This window comes from Deinococcus piscis, assembly GCF_014653275.1.
GTDB lineage: Bacteria > Deinococcota > Deinococci > Deinococcales > Deinococcaceae > Deinococcus > Deinococcus piscis.
This window is the reverse complement of sequence record NZ_BNAL01000014.1, coordinates 1-16,499: the sequence shown is the minus strand read 5'-3', so window position 1 is coordinate 16,499 and position 16,499 is coordinate 1. Positions and strand designations below refer to the sequence as shown.

Annotated in this window: 15 protein-coding genes and 3 tRNA genes; 14 read left to right on the top strand and 4 right to left on the bottom strand. The window is 61.0% G+C overall.

The window, feature by feature from the left end:
- Positions 1 to 15 precede the first annotated feature (15 nt).
- The 4 genes from meaB to IE158_RS06735 all read left to right on the top strand — a co-directional run bounded on the left by meaB (position 16) and on the right by IE158_RS06735 (position 1,397).
- On the top strand, positions 16 to 1,014 hold the full coding sequence (gene meaB, locus IE158_RS06750) for a methylmalonyl Co-A mutase-associated GTPase MeaB (protein WP_189642899.1): 999 nt from the start codon (positions 16 to 18) through the stop codon (positions 1,012 to 1,014).
- 114 nt (positions 1,015 to 1,128) lie between these two features.
- Positions 1,129 to 1,204: transfer RNA gene (locus tag IE158_RS06745), tRNA-Asp, on the top strand.
- A gap of 25 nt (positions 1,205 to 1,229) precedes the next feature.
- Positions 1,230 to 1,305 (top strand) — tRNA-Phe (locus IE158_RS06740).
- Positions 1,306 to 1,322: 17 nt separating this feature from the next.
- Positions 1,323 to 1,397 (top strand) — tRNA-Thr (locus tag IE158_RS06735).
- Positions 1,398 to 1,495: 98 nt separating this feature from the next.
- Here the strand turns inward: IE158_RS06735 and IE158_RS06730 are convergent.
- Positions 1,496 to 2,344 carry an IS5 family transposase gene (locus tag IE158_RS06730; RefSeq protein WP_189642933.1) on the bottom strand — a complete coding sequence of 283 codons (849 nt, stop codon included), beginning with the start codon at positions 2,342 to 2,344 and terminating at the stop codon, positions 1,496 to 1,498.
- A gap of 468 nt (positions 2,345 to 2,812) precedes the next feature.
- On the opposite strand from IE158_RS06730, the gene IE158_RS06725 reads away from it, so the two are divergent.
- From IE158_RS06725 to IE158_RS06695, 7 genes are all read left to right on the top strand, one after another.
- On the top strand, positions 2,813 to 3,730 hold the full coding sequence (locus IE158_RS06725; protein WP_189642898.1) for an alpha/beta hydrolase: 918 nt from the start codon (positions 2,813 to 2,815) through the stop codon (positions 3,728 to 3,730).
- A 208-nt stretch (positions 3,731 to 3,938) separates the two neighbouring features.
- Positions 3,939 to 4,970, top strand: coding sequence for an endolytic transglycosylase MltG (gene mltG / locus IE158_RS06720; protein WP_189642897.1), 1,032 nt, complete (start codon positions 3,939 to 3,941; stop codon positions 4,968 to 4,970).
- Between the two features lie 413 nt (positions 4,971 to 5,383).
- Positions 5,384 to 6,628 (top strand): COX15/CtaA family protein, encoded by a 1,245-nt coding sequence (locus tag IE158_RS06715; protein WP_189642896.1) that lies wholly within the window; start codon positions 5,384 to 5,386, stop codon positions 6,626 to 6,628.
- Entirely contained in the window at positions 6,625 to 7,566 is a 942-nt protein-coding gene (locus tag IE158_RS06710) for a heme o synthase (RefSeq protein ID WP_189642895.1), read from the top strand. Before IE158_RS06715 ends, IE158_RS06710 begins: the two co-directional genes overlap by 4 nt.
- A gap of 430 nt (positions 7,567 to 7,996) precedes the next feature.
- Positions 7,997 to 9,268 carry a cytochrome c oxidase subunit II gene (gene coxB, locus IE158_RS06705; protein WP_189642894.1) on the top strand — a complete coding sequence of 424 codons (1,272 nt, stop codon included), beginning with the start codon at positions 7,997 to 7,999 and terminating at the stop codon, positions 9,266 to 9,268.
- On the top strand, positions 9,265 to 11,718 hold the full coding sequence (locus tag IE158_RS06700; RefSeq protein WP_189642893.1) for a cbb3-type cytochrome c oxidase subunit I: 2,454 nt from the start codon (positions 9,265 to 9,267) through the stop codon (positions 11,716 to 11,718). The genes coxB and IE158_RS06700 overlap by 4 nt, the downstream gene beginning before the upstream one ends.
- Positions 11,719 to 11,823: 105 nt before the next feature.
- Positions 11,824 to 12,531 carry an SCO family protein gene (locus IE158_RS06695; RefSeq protein ID WP_189642892.1) on the top strand — a complete coding sequence of 236 codons (708 nt, stop codon included), beginning with the start codon at positions 11,824 to 11,826 and terminating at the stop codon, positions 12,529 to 12,531.
- Between the two features lie 13 nt (positions 12,532 to 12,544).
- Here the strand turns inward: IE158_RS06695 and IE158_RS06690 are convergent, their stop codons facing one another.
- Together IE158_RS06690 and IE158_RS06685 are read right to left on the bottom strand one after the other, a co-directional pair.
- The gene (locus IE158_RS06690) at positions 12,545 to 13,162 is read right to left on the bottom strand and encodes a DUF4956 domain-containing protein (RefSeq protein WP_189642891.1); all 618 of its coding nucleotides are present in this window, start codon (positions 13,160 to 13,162) and stop codon (positions 12,545 to 12,547) included.
- The gene (locus IE158_RS06685) at positions 13,162 to 13,926 is read right to left on the bottom strand and encodes a VTC domain-containing protein (protein ID WP_189642890.1); all 765 of its coding nucleotides are present in this window, start codon (positions 13,924 to 13,926) and stop codon (positions 13,162 to 13,164) included. Before IE158_RS06685 ends, IE158_RS06690 begins: the two co-directional genes overlap by 1 nt.
- A gap of 205 nt (positions 13,927 to 14,131) precedes the next feature.
- Here IE158_RS06685 and ruvB point away from each other — a divergent pair, with 205 nt between their 5' ends.
- From ruvB to IE158_RS06670, 3 genes are all read left to right on the top strand, one after another.
- Complete coding sequence (gene ruvB, locus IE158_RS06680; RefSeq protein ID WP_189642889.1) at positions 14,132 to 15,124, top strand: Holliday junction branch migration DNA helicase RuvB; 993 nt, start codon at positions 14,132 to 14,134, stop codon at positions 15,122 to 15,124.
- Positions 15,125 to 15,221: 97 nt separating this feature from the next.
- Positions 15,222 to 15,578, top strand: a complete 357-nt coding sequence (locus IE158_RS06675; protein WP_189642888.1) for an ArsC/Spx/MgsR family protein — start codon at positions 15,222 to 15,224, stop codon at positions 15,576 to 15,578.
- Entirely contained in the window at positions 15,575 to 16,075 is a 501-nt protein-coding gene (locus IE158_RS06670) for a hypothetical protein (RefSeq protein WP_189642887.1), read from the top strand. The genes IE158_RS06675 and IE158_RS06670 overlap by 4 nt, the downstream gene beginning before the upstream one ends.
- 74 nt (positions 16,076 to 16,149) lie before the next feature.
- Here the strand turns inward: IE158_RS06670 and IE158_RS13755 are convergent.
- Positions 16,150 to 16,499 (bottom strand): transposase (locus IE158_RS13755; RefSeq protein ID WP_189642886.1); only part of this gene is annotated, 350 nt, incomplete at its 5' end.

Sequence of the window (16,499 nt, the reverse complement as noted above, 5' to 3'; positions counted from 1 at the left end):
CTTTAGCATGGGCCTATGCCGTCCCATCCCCTCGCCGCCCCGCTGCTGGCCGGGCAGCGCCGCGCCCTGGCCCGCGCCATCACCCTGATAGAGAGCACGCGCCCCGAACACGAGGTTCAGGCTCAGGCGCTGCTGGCCGAGCTGGCCCCGCACGCGGGCGGTGCGGTGCGCATAGGGCTGACTGGGGTGCCGGGGGTGGGCAAAAGCACCTTCATTGAGGCGCTGGGGCTCTGGCTGGCGGAGCGCGGTCACCGGGTGGCGGTGCTGGCGGTGGACCCCAGCAGCGTGCGGACCGGCGGCTCCATCATGGGCGACAAAACCCGGATGCCGGGGCTGAGTGTGCATCCGGCGGCGTTTATTCGGCCCAGTCCTTCGAGCGGCACCCTGGGCGGGGTGGCGCGGCGAACCCGCGAAGCCATGACCTTATGCGAAGCCGCTGGCTACGGCGTGGTACTGGTCGAAACGGTGGGCGTGGGCCAGAGCGAAACCCAGGTGGCTGGGATGACCGACCTCTTTGTGCTGCTGACCCTACCCAATGCCGGTGACGAGCTACAGGGCATCAAGCGCGGCATCATGGAGTTGTGTGACCTGGCGGTGGTCAACAAGGCCGATACCGATCCACGGGCCGCCAACCGGGCGCAGGCCCAGCTGACGGCTGCGCTCAGCCTGCTGACCCCGTACGGGGCCGAGTGGCGACCACGGGCGCTCCAGCTGTCCGCGCTGACCGGGCAGGGCATTGAGGCATTTTGGGAAGCGGTCCAGGCGTTCCGCGACGAGGTGGATGTGAGCGCCCGTCGCCGCCAGCAGACCGCGGCTTGGTTCGATGAATTGCTGCGTGAAGCGGTCTGGACATCCTTTGTGCGCGGTCACAGCGAAGCTCTGGCTCAGTGCCGCCGCGAAGTCCTGACTGGTCGGCTGACCCCGGTGCAGGGCGTGCAGGCGCTGTGGCCCGCTCCAGCGTCTGCATCCGGGGAAGTACCCAGCGGGAGCGAGGCTTCAGCGTCTTCATCCTGACCTCTGGCCTGGCCGCTGTATCTGAGAGCGCTCCGCTGAAGAGGACTGCACCGTGACCCGGTTGACAGGGCCGGGGGAGGCGGCTATCCTTTACTCCGCTGCTTAGAGCGGCACGGTCCGGTAGTGTAGCGGTTAGCATATCTGCCTGTCACGCAGAAGGTCGCGGGTTCAAATCCCGTCCGGACCGCCAGAGTCTCCCCTTTGGGGAGAAGCACGGCAATGTAGCTCAGTTGGTAGAGCAAACGACTGAAAATCGTTGGGTCGGCGGTTCGAGTCCGCCCGTTGCCACCACATATTTTTTGGCAGCTGCCAGTGTAGCTCAGGGGTAGAGCAACTGATTCGTAATCAGTAGGTCGTCGGTTCAATTCCGACCTCTGGCTCCAGCAGAACCGCCCGCCGCAAGGCGGGTTTTTTATTTGCTCTATGGGCCTACGGCTTCCCAAAAAAGGGCAGTTTTGACTAAAGTGTGTCTGAAAACTCTTCACGTCACTATTTTGGCTAGTCGTTTGACCATCAAGCGAATCATGACCTCGTAGACGAGGTTTTCTGAGGTTTCTGGCAGTGCTTCGTAATCTTTGGACATCCGTCGCGATTTGCCTATCCAGGCGAAGGTTCGTTCAACCACCCAACGACGTTTCAGCACGACGAATCCTGCTGGCACCTCCACCATCCGTGGAGGTGCGTCTTTTGGTGCCCAAGTACCCTGCCGGCCCGACCAAGGATGCTTGACGATTTCTAACGTCCAGCCCAAATGTTTGCTGATTTCAGCACCTAATTTGCCGGTATATCCTTGGTCTGCCCAAACGTGTTGCATGCGTGGGAAAACATTGGGCAAGTCTCGCAGCAGGAGGATCGCGCCGGCGCGATCCTGATAATCCGCTTCATGCACCTTGATCGCCATGACGAGGCCTATCGTATTGACCAGGATGTGCCGCCTTCGACCGTTCACTTTCTTCCCACCATCATAGCCACGAGGTCCGCCTGCTTCTGTCGTTTTTACCGATTGGCTGTCAATAATTCCCGCAGAAGGTGTGGGGTTGTGGCCTGCCTGTACGCGAGCCCTTTCCCGCAAGACAGCATGAATCGCTTTCCATAGACCCTGTTTCCTCCAAAGTCGGTGGTAGTGGTACACCGTCTGCCAAGGTGGAAGGTCATGCGGCATCAGCCTCCAGGCGATACCACCGCGAAGAACATAGAAGATCCCATTGAGAATATCGCGCCAGGACCACTTTCTAGGTCGTCCTGTTGAACAGACAGGTGGAAATAGAGGTTCGAGGATCATCCATTCGGCATTGGTCAGATCGCTTGAGTAGACGGACGACATACCCATAGAATTTACGAACACGCGAGATGAAAAACCCGCACCAGGAGGCTTTTCAGACACACTTTAAATATGGACTACTTCGAGTGATTCGACCGGAATGCTTCGGCTGGGGCCAGTGGAGGAAGCACATATCATTCTCAGAGTTGCTCTAGGACCAGGAGCTGTGCGTCATACAGAGTTGCTCGGGCGTCAGGTTGAACCCTACCTGTGGCGTTCGGGACGATCCAGCTGGGGACTCCGGCGGCTGGCGAAGAATCAGGGTAAGAACCGGCCCAGGGTCAAGCAACTGGGGGGGCTAGGGGCTTGCAGACCGCACCGCTGAGTGAGGCGCTGGGCCGTCTTTATCCGGCTGTATCACTTCATCACACTTCACCAAGACAAGATTGACTCAAGGCCGGACTACTTTCAGTCTGCTCCCTCCCCGTTTGTTGGCTTTTTGTGAGATATACCTCATTAGACTGGGTTCAATTTCTTATGATCACTGCCCAAAACTGGAACATACCGAACGCTCCTGTCGTGGGCTACGCTTGGGAAATAGAAAACCCAACGGGCATTGTTCTGATCACCCATGCGCTGGCCGAGTATGCTCAGCGCTTGCATGACCGTTATAACCAACTGATTCCAGCCCTGAACCGCGCAGGTTTCAGCGTATATGCCTATGACCTGCGGGGTCACGGCGACTCGCCAGGCGACATCAGCATGGTGGACGCCTTCGCGCAGGTGCAGGACCACCTGGCTGCCCGGCAGGCCCTGAAAATCCGGCACCCCAAGCTGCCCTTTTATCTTTTCGCTCACAGTGCCGGGGCATTGTTCGCTGCTGGAAGTGTGATAAGCGATCAGGCCGGACTGGATGGCGTCATCCTGTCTAGCCCTATGTTGCAAGCGGGCCAGGATCAAGTGGCGCTGATCAGGCGAATCATGCCTATAGCTTCCATGATGGCTCCGAGCCTCGCCATCATTCCTATCAATTCACGCGGACTTTCACGTATTGACGCTGAGGTGGAAGCGTATCTGGCCGATCAGCGCATCTACCACGGTAAGGTAAAACTCCTGACGGCCAATAGCATGATGCTTCTTGCGCAGGAATTGTGGCCCCACTACACCACCTGGCGGGTGCCGACCTTGGTGTTCTACGGCTCGGCAGATCAGGTGTCCTATATGGGGGGCCTGCCTGAATTCTTCAATAAGCTCGCCACCACTGACAAGACGCTGCGGCTGTTTGCGGAGGGATACCACGAACTGCTCAACGACCTTGATCGGGACGCTGCCCTGGCACTTATCCTGGAATGGCTGGCGGCCCGTACATCTTCCCCGGCAGCAGGCGAGGACAAGCTGGCGGCTCAGCAGCAACGCCTGGCCCAGCTCCGTCAGGCTCGCACGAGAAAAAACTGACCTCCTTCCTTTCAGAAGCCTGCCTTCAAGTCCTGACTTCCCCAGATACTCTGGCTGTTCTCAGCTTCTGAGCCGTATTTCCTTCATGGAACCGCCCGCCGCTTAGCGGGTTTTTTGGTTGTGGCCTTTGTCAGTTGGGTGGCAACGCCCTCTCACAATGAGATCGGGTATTCTGGCAGGCGATGAACGTTCGTCAAGGGAGCCAGCGATGACCAGGCTGGGACATAACCGGGGCCTGCCGCTGTGGGCCAAGATTGCGATGCCGCTGCTGATGCTGCTGATTCTGGGTGGTGGGGTGGCTGCCTGGCTGCTGACTGGTCAGACTGGCCCAGCTGGCGGCGGCGACTACACGCTGGAAGTGAAGTCCGGCGACACGCTGGCCGCTGTAGCGCAGGAACTGGAAGACAACGAGGTGGTTCGCAGCGCGGACGCCCTGCGCTACGAAATGCGCCGCGCCGGCACTGACGGCTCGCTCAAAGAGGGACTGTATGACCTGAGCGGTCAGATGACGGTGGCTGAGGTGGCCGAGGCTCTCGCGGCCACACCCCGCATTCCTACCGTCAAGGTGGCGGTGCCCGAAGGTCGCCGCATCAAAGACCTGCCGGCCATCTTTGAGAAGTCAGGCTTTGATCCAGCTGCCGTCAAAGCAGCGCTGAATGATCCTTCGCTGAGCGAGTACGCCGAGACAAACCTGGAAGGTTTCGTGTTCCCGGCCACCTATGAGTTCAAAGAAGGGGCCGAGGCCAAAGAAGTCGTGACGCAGATGGTTGAGCGCATGAATCAGGAGTTCACCCCTGAGCGGGTGGCCCAGGCCGAAGCTGAGGGACTGAGTGTCTACGACTGGGTCACGCTCGCCAGCATGGTGCAGGCCGAAGCCGCCAACAACGAGGAAATGCCGGTCATCGCTGGTGTTTTCCTCAACCGCCTGCGCGATGGCATTGCTCTGGGCAGTGACCCAACGGTGGCCTACGGTCTGGGCAAGGACTTGCCCGAATTGGACCGCAGCGCTGGCGATTTCACCACGGACCATGACTGGAACACCTACACCCGCCAGGGCCTGCCCAAGACCCCCATCAATAATCCCGGTGAGCCTGCGCTGCTCTCGGTGCTCGACGCTCAGCGCAAGCTTGATGATGGCCGTGACGCTCTGTACTTCCTGCACGCCACAGACGGTAAAATCTACGTGAACCACACCTATGATGAGCACCTGCGCGACAACGCGCGCTACCGCTCGCAGTAACGCAGCAGGACTGCGGCCAGGGCCGGGAAGAGTTGTCCTAGTGGAAGACTTCCCGGCCCTGGGTCATTGAGGCGGCTGCCTGGGGTTCCTGCCATACCAGGCAAGATTTTGGCTGCGGTGGGCAGGAAAAAGTGTCCACTGCGCCCTACGGAGGGGACAATTGGGCCTGTGACTTTGGTTCTCTCTACCTAGAATGCACGGCGAAGACTGCCGCTCCAGTGCGGGGCAGTGGCCCTGAATCCTGATCACAGTGGGCCAGAATCACCGTGGCGCAGAACCTTATAGCGGCGCAGCCCCCGGATCAGGGAGGCACAGTGGCTACGTGCTCCGTAGATGCCGCGGACAGGAGAGGAGAAAAGACCTTGAATAAGGGAGTGACTCTGGCTGGTGAGCACCGGCCAACCGAGGGACCCATGAACCGCAGACTGACCTATTTGGCCTGGGGCGCTCTGGTCTATAACCTGGCCGTGATCCTCTGGGGCGCGGTGGTCCGCATCACCGGCGCTGGGGCAGGCTGCGGCGACCACTGGCCGCTTTGTGACGGTCAGGTGGTGCCGCTGAGCTTCACGGCGGAGCGGGTCATTGAGTTCAGTCACCGCCTGACCAGTGGAGGCAGTGGTCTGCTGGCGATGGGCCTGTTTGCCCTTGCGTTTGCTGCCCCGATGCGGCAGGCGGTGACTCACCCTGAGCTGGCCGGACGCGTTCGTCTTAGCTTTGTGGCAGGGTTGGTCGGGGCTGCGCTGCTGGTGGCCGGTGCCGTGAGTGCGGCGGGCTCTTTGGTGCTCTGGGGGGCTGGCCTGGGGCTACTCGCTCTGCTGGGCTGGCTCACGGCGCTGCTTTCGCTGCGGCAGCTGAGCTGGGCTGAGACTTTTCGGCGCTGGCCGGTGGTGTTCGGCGCGGCGCTGTCTTTTGGGCTGATTCTGCTGGAAGGTGTGGTGGGCGGTCTACAGGTGCTCTGGGGCCTGACTGCCGATTCGGCTGATCCGGCGCGTGGTCTGGTGCAGGGCGTCCACCTTGCCAATACCTTTGCGCTGCTGGGGGCCTTGCTGCTTACGGCCCTGTGGGCGGGAGGCAGTCCAGCGCTGTGGTGGACAGGCCGCCGCAGTGAACCGCACCAAAAGCAGGTGTGGGGCTTGTGGAGCCTGGGCCTGCTGCTGACCCTGTTGGTGGGCATGGCAGGTGCTGTGACGGCCCTGGGTGACCTGCTGTTCACGCCAGCGCCCGGGACGCCACTAGATACGGTGCGCCGTGACTTTGGCCCAGCGGCGACCCTGATCGAGAATCTGCGGGTGGTTCATCCTGTGCTGGCCCTGGTCGGCAGTGGCTACCTGCTGTGGATGGCAGCCCGCCTGCGCCAGCTGCGGCCAGGTGCGGTGGTTAACCGCTGGGCCGGGTGGCTGTCTGCGGCGATTGCGGTGCAGGTGGTCGCCGGGTTTTTGAATGTCGCCCTGAAAGCCCCGGACTGGATGCAGCTGGCGCACCTGCTCCTCGCCTGTATCATGTGGCTTATGACGGTGATGTTGGGATACACAGCGCTAACATTGCCGGAGATGAACACTGAGGAGACCCGGACCGGCCAGGAGATGCCCGAATGGCAAGGCGCTGGACAACATCCCACAGGGCTGAACCGACGGGAACGGGAAGGAGTACGGGTATGACTGTGAGCACTGCGCCGTCCCCCGTAGCGCCTGAGGCCAAGGCCACCTGGCGCGACTATCTCTCGCTAACCAAGCCCAAAGTGATCAGTCTGCTGCTGTGGACCACCCTGACAGCTGTATTTATGGCCGCGCAGGGCTGGCCGGGCGAGACTTTTGTGCGGGGGCTGTGGCTCCTGACGGTGGTGTCGCTGGCTGGTTACGCATCGGCTGGGTCGGCGGGCGTGTTCAACATGATCCTTGACCGCGACATTGACCTCAAGATGGCCCGCACCGCCCAGCGTCCCACCACTTCAGGACTCATCTCGACCCGCAGCGCTTTTATCTTCGGTCTGGCTCTGCAAGTGGCGTCCTTTGTAGCGCTGTGGGTCTGGACGACGCCGCTGGCCGCCTGGATGAGCCTGGCCGGTTTCCTGACCTACGTGGTGGTGTACACCATGTGGCTCAAGCGCACCACCTGGCACAACATCGTGATTGGGGGAGCGGCTGGTTGCTTCCCGCCGCTGGTGGGCTGGGCCGCCGTCACGGGTGACCTGAACCTGTTTGCCGGATTTTTGTTCGCCATTATTTTCTTCTGGACGCCCGTGCATTTCTGGGCACTCGCCATGATGATTCAGGATGAATACAAGGAAGTCGGCATTCCCATGCTGCCAGTGGTCTACGGTGACCGCCTGACCGCCGCGCAGATTGGCCTCTATGCCATCTATACCGTGGTGCTGTCGGTGATGCCGGTGTACTTCGGCGCCGTGAGCTGGCTGTATTTCTTCTCGGCGCTGGGCTTGGGCGGCTGGCTGCTGTGGCTCTCGTGGAAGCTCTACCGCTACGTCATGTCTGGTGGACGTCCCAACAAAAAGGAAATGCTGCCGCTGTACTTGTATTCCATGCTGTACCTGGCCCTGCTGTTCCTGGCTGGTGCGGTTGACCGGGTGCTGCTGGCCTGAGCTGAGCCTGGGGCTACGTCCTACAGGAGCAAGGCGTAGGCCTTAGGCTCAGTAAGGTAAGGCACAGAACTCCAAGAGACAGAGCCCAGGGGAGAGTGGCACAGGCCCCTGCGCTCTGTGCAGTCAAGCCTGTCCAATGGCGGTGTAGTCGAGAATCCGGTGAGGACAATTGACACCGCTCAGGGGTGATCTGATAGCAGAACATGCGACTTCTGGCCGTCAGGACCGGCTGCTCAGACTGCGGCTTACGTCCAGGCGGCTGACCAAACGTTCAGCAAGGCGCATCGCCAGGAGCAGAATCAGGCTGTGGAGAGGCGATGGCCTCTGGGCTTGGTCCCTGGCAGGAACCCCGCATGTTTTCCGCTCAGGGGAGACAATATCAACATAGCCGTGGCATTCTTGCTTAGACTATGAAGCGAGGAAAGGAGAAATGTTGAACACCAAGCGTACCTGTAGAGGCAGGTCAGGCGGTCTGCCGCCCAGTGGCATGCAGCGCATGTCCGCAGCAGCCGTCCTGTTGGGTCTGGCCCTGCTGACAGGTTGTCAGCCCCATCAGCAGACCCTGACCATCGGCGACCAAGCTTCCCGCTACAACACAGCGATGTGGGAGCTGAGCATCGTGGCTATTGGCCTATCCATCATTATTTTCCTGGGCGTTTCGGCCCTGCTGTTCTATACCGTTTTCCGTTTCCGTGAGGAGAACAACAAAGCGGAGCCCGCGCAGTTCCACGGCAATGACAAGTTGGAAGTGGTGCTGATCGGGTTCCCTGTGGTCATCGTGATGCTGCTGAGCGTGCTGAGCGTGCGGACGATGGCCCAGACCACTCCGGTGCAGGAGCAGCAGGTGGGAGCCAATATCACGGCGCTGGCCAAGCAGTTCTGGTGGAACTTTACCTACACTGACCGTGAGTCGGCAGCTGGCGGCCCCGTCGCCAACGGCAACGAAATGGTCATGCCTGCAGGCAGCAACGGAGATGCGCCGATTGACACCAAGCTGACCCTGCAAGCGGCTGACGTGGTCCACGAGTTCTGGGCCCCCAACATTGGCCCGCAGCGCCAGGCCATCCCCGGCTCTGAAAAAGTCTGGACGGTCCATACGGACCGCCCCGCGATTTATCAGGGCAACTGTAACTACTTGTGCGGTGCCAGCCACGCCAACATGCGCTTTAAGGTGATCGCCTTGGCTCCGGCGGACTACGAAGCCTTTATCTCGGCGGCACAGAACTACTCTGCGCCCACTCCTGCCCCCGGCAGTGCCGAGGAGCGCGGCTACAACCTGTTCATGAACGGCAAGCCCGAAACGGGTGCCGTGGCCTGCGCCGCTTGTCACCGCGTGCAGGGCACCCAGGCCAACAGCCCGGTGGGTCCTGATCTGAGCTTCTTCGGTACCCGCCGCACGCTGGGCGCTGGCATGTGGGAAGCCCCGCTGGAGCAGGGGTGGAATGATCCCCAGGCCAATGGGCACCTGCTGGCCTGGATCAAGCACAGCCCAGAAGTCAAGCCTGGCAGCCTGATGCCCACCTATGACGGCAGCGAGTATCAGGTGAACGGCGAGTGGCAAAAGGGCGGCGTGCTGACCGACGAGGAAATCGCGGATGTGGCGGCCTACCTCAAAACTCTGCAACTGCCTGAAGAGGCCAACTACTGGCAGAAGGCCCAGGTCTTTAACGAGCCCGCCATTCTGCCTGGAGGACAACAATGACGGTAAGACACTCCCCTCAGGTGGCCGAACGTAAGGGCTTCGGGGCGGTCATCTGGGACATGATGAATACGGTGGACCACAAGAAGATCGGGCTGATGTATATCATCCTGTCTCTGGTGGGTCTGGCGGTGGGCGGCATCCTCGCGGTGCTGATTCGCCTCCAGCTGGCGCTGCCAGACCAGACCTTCTTGGTCGGCAATATCTACAACCAAGTTCTGACCATGCACGCCGCGGTCATGCTGTTCTTCTTCCTTATTCCGATTGGCCTGTTTGGCTTCGGAAACTACTTCTTGCCGCTGCAACTGGGCGTGCGCGACGTGGCTTTGCCCCGGCTGAACAACTTTGCCGTCTGGTCATTCGCCTTTTCGCTGTTGCTGGCCCTGTTGGCTGTGGTGGGCGGTGGCTACCCCACCGTAGGCTGGACCTTTTATTACCCGCTGACCCTGGACGCCAACCAGACCGGCGTGGCGATCTTCATGATGGCGATTTTGTTCAACGGTCTGGGCTCACTGTTTGGCAGTGCCAACTTTGCAGCCACCGTCATGAACCTGCGTGCCGAAGGCATGAGCCTGTGGCAGATGCCGATCTTTGCCTGGTCGCTCTTTGCCACGGCCATCTTGCAGCTGATCAGCCTCAGCGGCCTCACCGCCGCCGCGCTGACCACCTTCCTGGAGATCAAGCTCGGCCTGAGCATGTACAACTCCGAGATTGGTGGAGCTCCGGTCATGTTCCAGCAGTTCTTCTGGTTCTACTCTCACCCTGCCGTGTACGTGATGCTGCTGCCCTACTTGGGCATCGCGGCTGAAATCGCTTCCACCATGGCCCGCAAGCCGCTGTTCGGCTACCGCGTGATGGTGTACTCGATCATGGCCATCGTGTTTGTCTCGCTGCTGGTGTGGATCCACCACATGTTCGCTGTGGGCGTGCCTGAAGCCTGGCAGATCGCCTTTATGATTGCCACCCTGATCGTGGCCGTGCCGACTGGTGTGAAAATCTTCAACCTGATCGGCACCCTGTGGGGCGGACGCATCATGATGAAGATGCCGACCCTGTGGCTGGTGGGCTTTATCTTCAACTTCCTGATCGGCGGGATTACCGGCGTGAGCCTGGGCATGATTCCCTTCGACTATCAGGTGACGGCTTCGTACTACGTGGTGGCCCACTTCCACAACGTGATGATGTTCGGCACCGCCTTCTTGGCGATGGGCGCACTGTACTACTGGTGGCCCAAGATGACTGGCCGCTTCCTGGACGAGAAGATGGGCCGCGTCCACTTCTGGCTGTTTATGATCGGCTCGTGGATGACCTTCTTGCCCCAGTACATCCTGGGTCTGCTGGGCATGCCCCGCCGCTACTACACCTACCCCGCTGGCAACTACGCCTGGACCGAGCTGAACTTCATCAGCACCATCGGTGCGCTGTTGCTGCTGGCTGGCGGTATCGCAATGGTCTGGGCCATGCTGCAGAGCATGCGCAAGCCCATCACGGCTGGTCCCAACCCCTGGGGTGGATACACCCTGGAATGGGCCACCAGCAGCCCGCCTCCTGCTTACAACTTCGCTGTGGAGTTCCCCAAGACTTTCCCCTCTGAGCGTCCGCTGTACGACTGGGAGAAAAACGGCGATACCCTCACTCCGCTGGACCCCAAGACCATTCACCTGCCGGTGGACAGCCCCTGGCCTTTCCTGACGGCGTTTGCGCTGCTGCCCTTTACGTTTGGCCTGACCTTTGGTTGGTTCACCCCGTACACTCCCGCCGCTGGCCTGCAAACCTGGGGCGACATGACCGGTCTGTTCAAGTTCGCTTCTGTGCTGCTGTACCTGAGCATCCCGCTGTTCTTCTACGCGCTGTTCAAGTGGGCGGGCACCCGTGAATACGATGTTCCGGTGGCCCACCACGGCCTGACCAAGTACGAGAACGGCTTCTTGGGCATGTCCTGGTTCATCATCTCGGAAGTGACGCTGTTCGGTGTGCTGCTGGCCGGCTTTATCTACTACCGCGCCACCGGCCTGGCCATTCCTGATGCGGTGAGCCGCCCGGCCATGTGGCTGGCGATTCTGAACACCATTGTGCTGGTGAGCAGCTCGGTGACCATTCATACCGCTGAGCAGATGCAGCACCAGGGCCGCCACAAGTGGGCACGCATCCTGATGTTCATCACGCTGCTGCTGGGCGCATTGTTCATGAGCTTCCAGGTCTACGAGTTCACGCTGTTTGGCCTAGAGAGCGACTGGAAACAGAACCTGTGGCAGTCCTGCTTCTTTATCATCGTGGGTCTGCACGGTCTGCACATCTTGATCGGCGCGACTGGTGTGGCGCTGCCCTTCTATCAGTCGCTGACTGGCAAGATTGACAAGTACAACCACGGCTCCCTGGCCCCTGCCAGCATGTACTGGCACTTGGTGGACGCTGTGTGGCTGTTGATCGTGGCCCTGTTCTACGCCTGGTAATACTCCGCCTCCTTCGCTTCAGCGCCCTCTCTGGTCTACAGAGGGGGCGCTTTGTTTGGCTGGGCGGGACACCCGGCACGTTCCAGAGCCGGTAGTCTGCGGGGCGTGAAATGGTTGACTTCTGCCTTGCTGCTGGTGGCTGCCGTGCTGGCGGGCCTGCTGCTGATGAAAAAAGCCGACCCCCAGCTGCAGTACGGCACTGCTCTGGATGAGCCTAAGCCCTTGCCTGCGGTGGCGCTGCTGGATGACCGGGGCCAGGCGGCCACCCTGAGCGATTCACGCGGCAAACTGCGGCTGATGTTCTACGGCTTTGTCCGCTGCCCCGATGTTTGCCCGGCCACCCTCAGCGTGCTCTCGGACACCTACAAGGGACTGAGCCCGCAGCTGAGAGAAAAAGTGCTGGTGCAGATGGTCAGCGTAGATCCGGCCAATGACCGGCCTGAAGTGCTGCGGGCTTACCTGGACCGCTTCGACCCGGCTTTCGTGGGCCTGACCGGTGAGACCGCCGATATTGACCGGTCCGCGCAGGAGATGTTTGTGGGAGTTGCCCGTCCGCCTTCGCTCACCGATCACAGCGGCCATATGGGTGCAGGCCATGGCAGCACTTCTGCAGCGGCCACCGGGGAGGCGAGCGCTGCCGCCGTCAATCCTGAGGTGACCGGAGCCACCCAGGCCGCCATGATCCACGGTGACCAGGTCAGTGTGGTGGATACTCAGGGCAACTTCGTGCGCGTGTACGGCAACCAGGACATCCTGGCCGGGCGACTGGCTGAAGACCTGCCTACGCTGGCCGCGCAGTACGGCCCGCAGTGAGCCGCTGCCTGAGCTACTGGTCCGAGTAGGCCCGCTCGCCCTGGGCGGGCCGGTAGATGACCTGTAGCCGCGCCATATCGCGCACATAGTCCAGATTGACCAGCTGCACCTGCTGCACATCCAGGCCGGTGCGGCGGCGCAGTTCGGCGATCAGTTCGGGTCGGTGCTCCTGCGCAGTGTGGGCCACATGCTCATAGTCCACCATCAGCGAGGCATAGGGAGTGGCAAATAAGCTGCTTTGGGCCAGGGTCAGTGCCAGCAAGACGGCCAGGTTGACCAGGAACAGTGCTCCAAGGGGCGCTCCCGAAAGCCCATTGATCATGGCCGTCGCCACCACCACGAACAGATACGTCAGGTCACGGGTGGAGATGGAACCGGTGCGGTAGCGCAGGATGCCGAATACCGCAAACAGCCCAAAGCCAAACCCAATGCTGATGTCTGCTCCAGCAAAGACGCTGACCACCAGGAAGATGGTCACGCCGAACATCAGCAGGCTGAACAGCAAATCGGGATTTTGCTGGGTGCGGCTGTAGAGGCCTTTGGTCACCGCCAGGACAAAGGCCAGGTTCAGGGCGAACATTTCGGGCCGGAAGCCTTGCAGGCCCCACGCCCAACTTTCTGGGCCGGGCATCAGGCCAGCGCTCCTTGCTGCTGGACCCGGCGCAGCAGCCGCAGTTGGGGCCGAATCAGATTGCTCTTGACCTGAGGGTAGTGCAGGGCCACAGCCACCGAGTATTTGCTGACTTGGTCAGCGTGCAGCCCAAACTGGGCCGCGAACTGCGCGAAATGGGTGTGCTGGGCGGCTACTTCCGATTTCAGCTCTACGATCACCGCGCCAGCGAACTGGTGCTCTGCGCCGCACTGCTCGCTGATCAGGCGCAGGTTCAGGTCCAGGGTGACGCGCTCAGGGACCGGACCGGTACGCACCAGCGTCAGACGTTCACACAGGACGTCCACAGCGGGGCACAGCTGGTCAGCGTCAATCCCATGGGTCTCCAAAAAGCGGCGTTGTGCGTCTACATCTCCCTGGGAGGCCACCCTGACCTTGTGGGTCACGCCTCCGTCCTGGCGCTTGATTTCCAGAAAGCCTGCGCCGGTGCTGGCATAGCGCCGCCAGCGCACCTTATGCCTGCGGTTCTTGCGGACATACTGGTCGTAGAAGAAGCTGAATTCCGGCGTATCGAAATAGCGGCTGGCGTACCCCTGGAGCGCCGTGCCGCCAACCGTGAGCACGCGGTACTGCCCCTGCAAAGCCTGGAGGAGACGCGGCAGTTCACTGGCGGGCAGCGTGTACTTCGTTTCGCGGCGGTCCATCAGCTCAGCGCCGGAGAGTTCACTCAGGGAGATGGGCTGGAAACCAGCGATAAGGGGCGAGAGCTTTACTGACAAATCCATGACAATCAATTGTGATTAACTTCGTTCCAAGATTTGGAGAGCCAGACATCGTTTGCGGCTTGTGGGCGAACCTGCTGGACAAGAGATGGTGTCTGGAACGCTGAATATCTACATTAAGTAAATCTTAGGTGTCGGCCAGGGTGCTCGGGGATGGTCCAGCGTGCGCCTCTGTTGTTCAGAGGGGAAAAAAAGTAGAATGGATATTATGACTGGAACAGAATCAAACGACGTGGCACTGCGTCCACGTTCACTGGCCGAGTACGTGGGTCAGGCCAAACTCAAAGACAAGCTGGGGGTGTATCTCCAAGCGGCGCGGGGGCGCGGCGAAGCCCTGGACCACACCCTGCTGTTCGGGCCGCCCGGACTGGGCAAAACCACGCTGGCGCACATCATCGCCTACGAGCTGGGCGTGAATATCCGCGTGACCTCTGGCCCAGCAATTGAGAAGCCGGGTGACCTGGCCGCCATCCTCACCAACAGCCTGGAAGAAGGTGACGTGCTGTTTATTGACGAGATTCACCGTCTGGGCCGCGTGGCCGAGGAGCACCTGTATCCTGCAATGGAGGATTACAAGCTGGATATCGTGCTGGGGCAGGGCCCGGCGGCCCGCACCATTGAGCTGCCGCTGCCACGCTTTACGCTGGTAGGGGCCACGACCCGGCCCGGTCTGATCACCGCTCCGATGCGCTCACGTTTTGGAATCATGGAGCACCTGGAGTACTACACCCCCGAAGAGATCGCCCAGAACCTGCTGCGTGACGCCCGCCTGATGGGGTTTGAGCTGGACACGGACGCTGCGCTGGAAATCGGTGGGCGCAGCCGGGGGACCATGCGGATTGCCAAGCGGCTGCTGAGGCGCGTGCGTGACTTTGCCGAGGTGGCCGGTGAGCCGAGCATCTCCCTGGAGCGTGCCCATGACGCCCTGGACAAACTGGGCCTGGACAGCGCTGGCCTGGATGACCGCGACAAAAAGTATCTGGAGACCCTTATTCACCGCTTTGCTGGTGGGCCGGTGGGCCTGGACACCCTCGCTACGGCCATCAGCGAGGACGCCCTGACCCTGGAAGACGTGTATGAGCCGTTCCTGATCCAGCTGGGCTTTATCAAGCGCACGCCGCGTGGCCGCGTGGCAACCGCCCACGCCTACGACCACCTGGGCCTGCCGCCGGGCAATGACCTGGGCCTGTACGTGAATTGATGGTGGGCACCGAGCTGGAATGAGGCTCATGTGGTCTCAGGTCTAAACTTGGCTGCCGCTGCTCGGCTCCTGACCACGCCCGTGCCACACTGAACCCATGGCAGAAGTGCAGATCTTCGGCACCAAAAAGAGCAAGGGCGCACGCGCCGCCGAGCGGTTTTTCAAGGAGCGGCGCGTGAAAGTGCATTACGTGGACTTGGCCCAGCGCCCCATGAGTAAGGGCGAGCTGACCCGCTTTGTGCAGAAGTTTGGGCTGAATGCTCTGCTGGACATGGACGGCAAAGCCTACCGTGACGCCGGGCTGGAGTACCTGCGCGTGAGCGATGAAAGCTTGCTGGGGAAGATGCTGGATAGTCCAGACCTGCTGCGCTTGCCCCTGGTGCGCAGCGGCAAAGTGCTGGCGGTGGGCGAGGACGCAGCAGCCAAAGCTGCCTGGGCCGAGATGGTGCCGTGAGCTGCGGCGTCAACAGGGCCCAGGTGCTGTGGGCTGGCGGCGTGCTGTGGGCGCTGAGCGCACCGCCAGCGGAAGCACAGCTGTATCAGCGCCGTGATCTGCTGGGTGAACCGTATCAGGCGGCCAGTTTCGGGCCCTGCCGGGAGTGGGGCTGCCGTGAGCTGGGCCGCACTGGGCCAAGTCACAGTGGGCAGAGCGTCACCCTGCAACTGCTGCGCCAGGACATCAAGCTGCGGCTAAGCCTCTCGCCGTCCGGGCGGGTGCTGGGGATTGAGGCGCTGGCTCCGGCATCGGCAGACCGCAATGCTTACTGGTCACGGCTGACCCAGCAGGCCTTTGGGCAGACGTTCGCCCCACAGCGGTTTGCGCAGTGCTTCGCGTCTCTGCGCGGCGATGTGGCCCAGGCACGGCTGCATGGTGGAGGCGGCGAGCACTACGGGGTGCAGTGCTTTCGCCGCAGCGGATACGCAGGGATTCGCCTCTACTTCGACTGGTAAAGCTGGCTTGGTTTACGAGAAAAGGCGGCCAGCCCCTTACTCTGGGCTGGCCGCCTGCCTTCTTGTTGGGCGTGCTAGAGCATTTGACATAAGAATATTCCAGGATAGGCGTGGGTCATCCAGGCGGAAATGTCTTGTGTGGTCACTGCTGAAAGCGCGTTCCCAATGCCATGAATCAGGGCACCCACCTCACGGAACTCGCCCGCCCGAATCCAAGCTTTGAGCTTGGAAAACATCATCTCAATGGGGTTGAAATCTGGACTGTACGGTGGCAGAAAAAGCAGTGTGCAGCCGCGCATCTCTATCAGGGTCTTCACTGCTTCACGGTGGTGAGCTGAAAGATTATCCAAGACGACTACCTGTCCCGGCGTCAATGTTGGACATAGGATTTCGCGGACGTACCATTCAAAGACATCACCGTTGA

Coding starts and splice junctions, on each gene's coding strand:
- IE158_RS06700 (WP_189642893.1), top strand. CDS start 9,265: ATGACGGTAAGACACTCCCCTCAGGTGGCCGAACGTAAGGGCTTCGGG.
- IE158_RS06730 (WP_189642933.1), bottom strand. CDS start 2,344: ATGGGTATGTCGTCCGTCTACTCAAGCGATCTGACCAATGCCGAATGG.
- IE158_RS06710 (WP_189642895.1), top strand. CDS start 6,625: ATGACTGTGAGCACTGCGCCGTCCCCCGTAGCGCCTGAGGCCAAGGCC.
- ruvB (WP_189642889.1), top strand. CDS start 14,132: ATGACTGGAACAGAATCAAACGACGTGGCACTGCGTCCACGTTCACTG.
- IE158_RS06715 (WP_189642896.1), top strand. CDS start 5,384: ATGAACCGCAGACTGACCTATTTGGCCTGGGGCGCTCTGGTCTATAAC.
- mltG (WP_189642897.1), top strand. CDS start 3,939: ATGACCAGGCTGGGACATAACCGGGGCCTGCCGCTGTGGGCCAAGATT.
- meaB (WP_189642899.1), top strand. CDS start 16: ATGCCGTCCCATCCCCTCGCCGCCCCGCTGCTGGCCGGGCAGCGCCGC.
- IE158_RS06690 (WP_189642891.1), bottom strand. CDS start 13,162: ATGCCCGGCCCAGAAAGTTGGGCGTGGGGCCTGCAAGGCTTCCGGCCC.
- coxB (WP_189642894.1), top strand. CDS start 7,997: ATGTTGAACACCAAGCGTACCTGTAGAGGCAGGTCAGGCGGTCTGCCG.
- IE158_RS06675 (WP_189642888.1), top strand. CDS start 15,222: ATGGCAGAAGTGCAGATCTTCGGCACCAAAAAGAGCAAGGGCGCACGC.
- IE158_RS06685 (WP_189642890.1), bottom strand. CDS start 13,926: ATGGATTTGTCAGTAAAGCTCTCGCCCCTTATCGCTGGTTTCCAGCCC.
- IE158_RS06725 (WP_189642898.1), top strand. CDS start 2,813: ATGATCACTGCCCAAAACTGGAACATACCGAACGCTCCTGTCGTGGGC.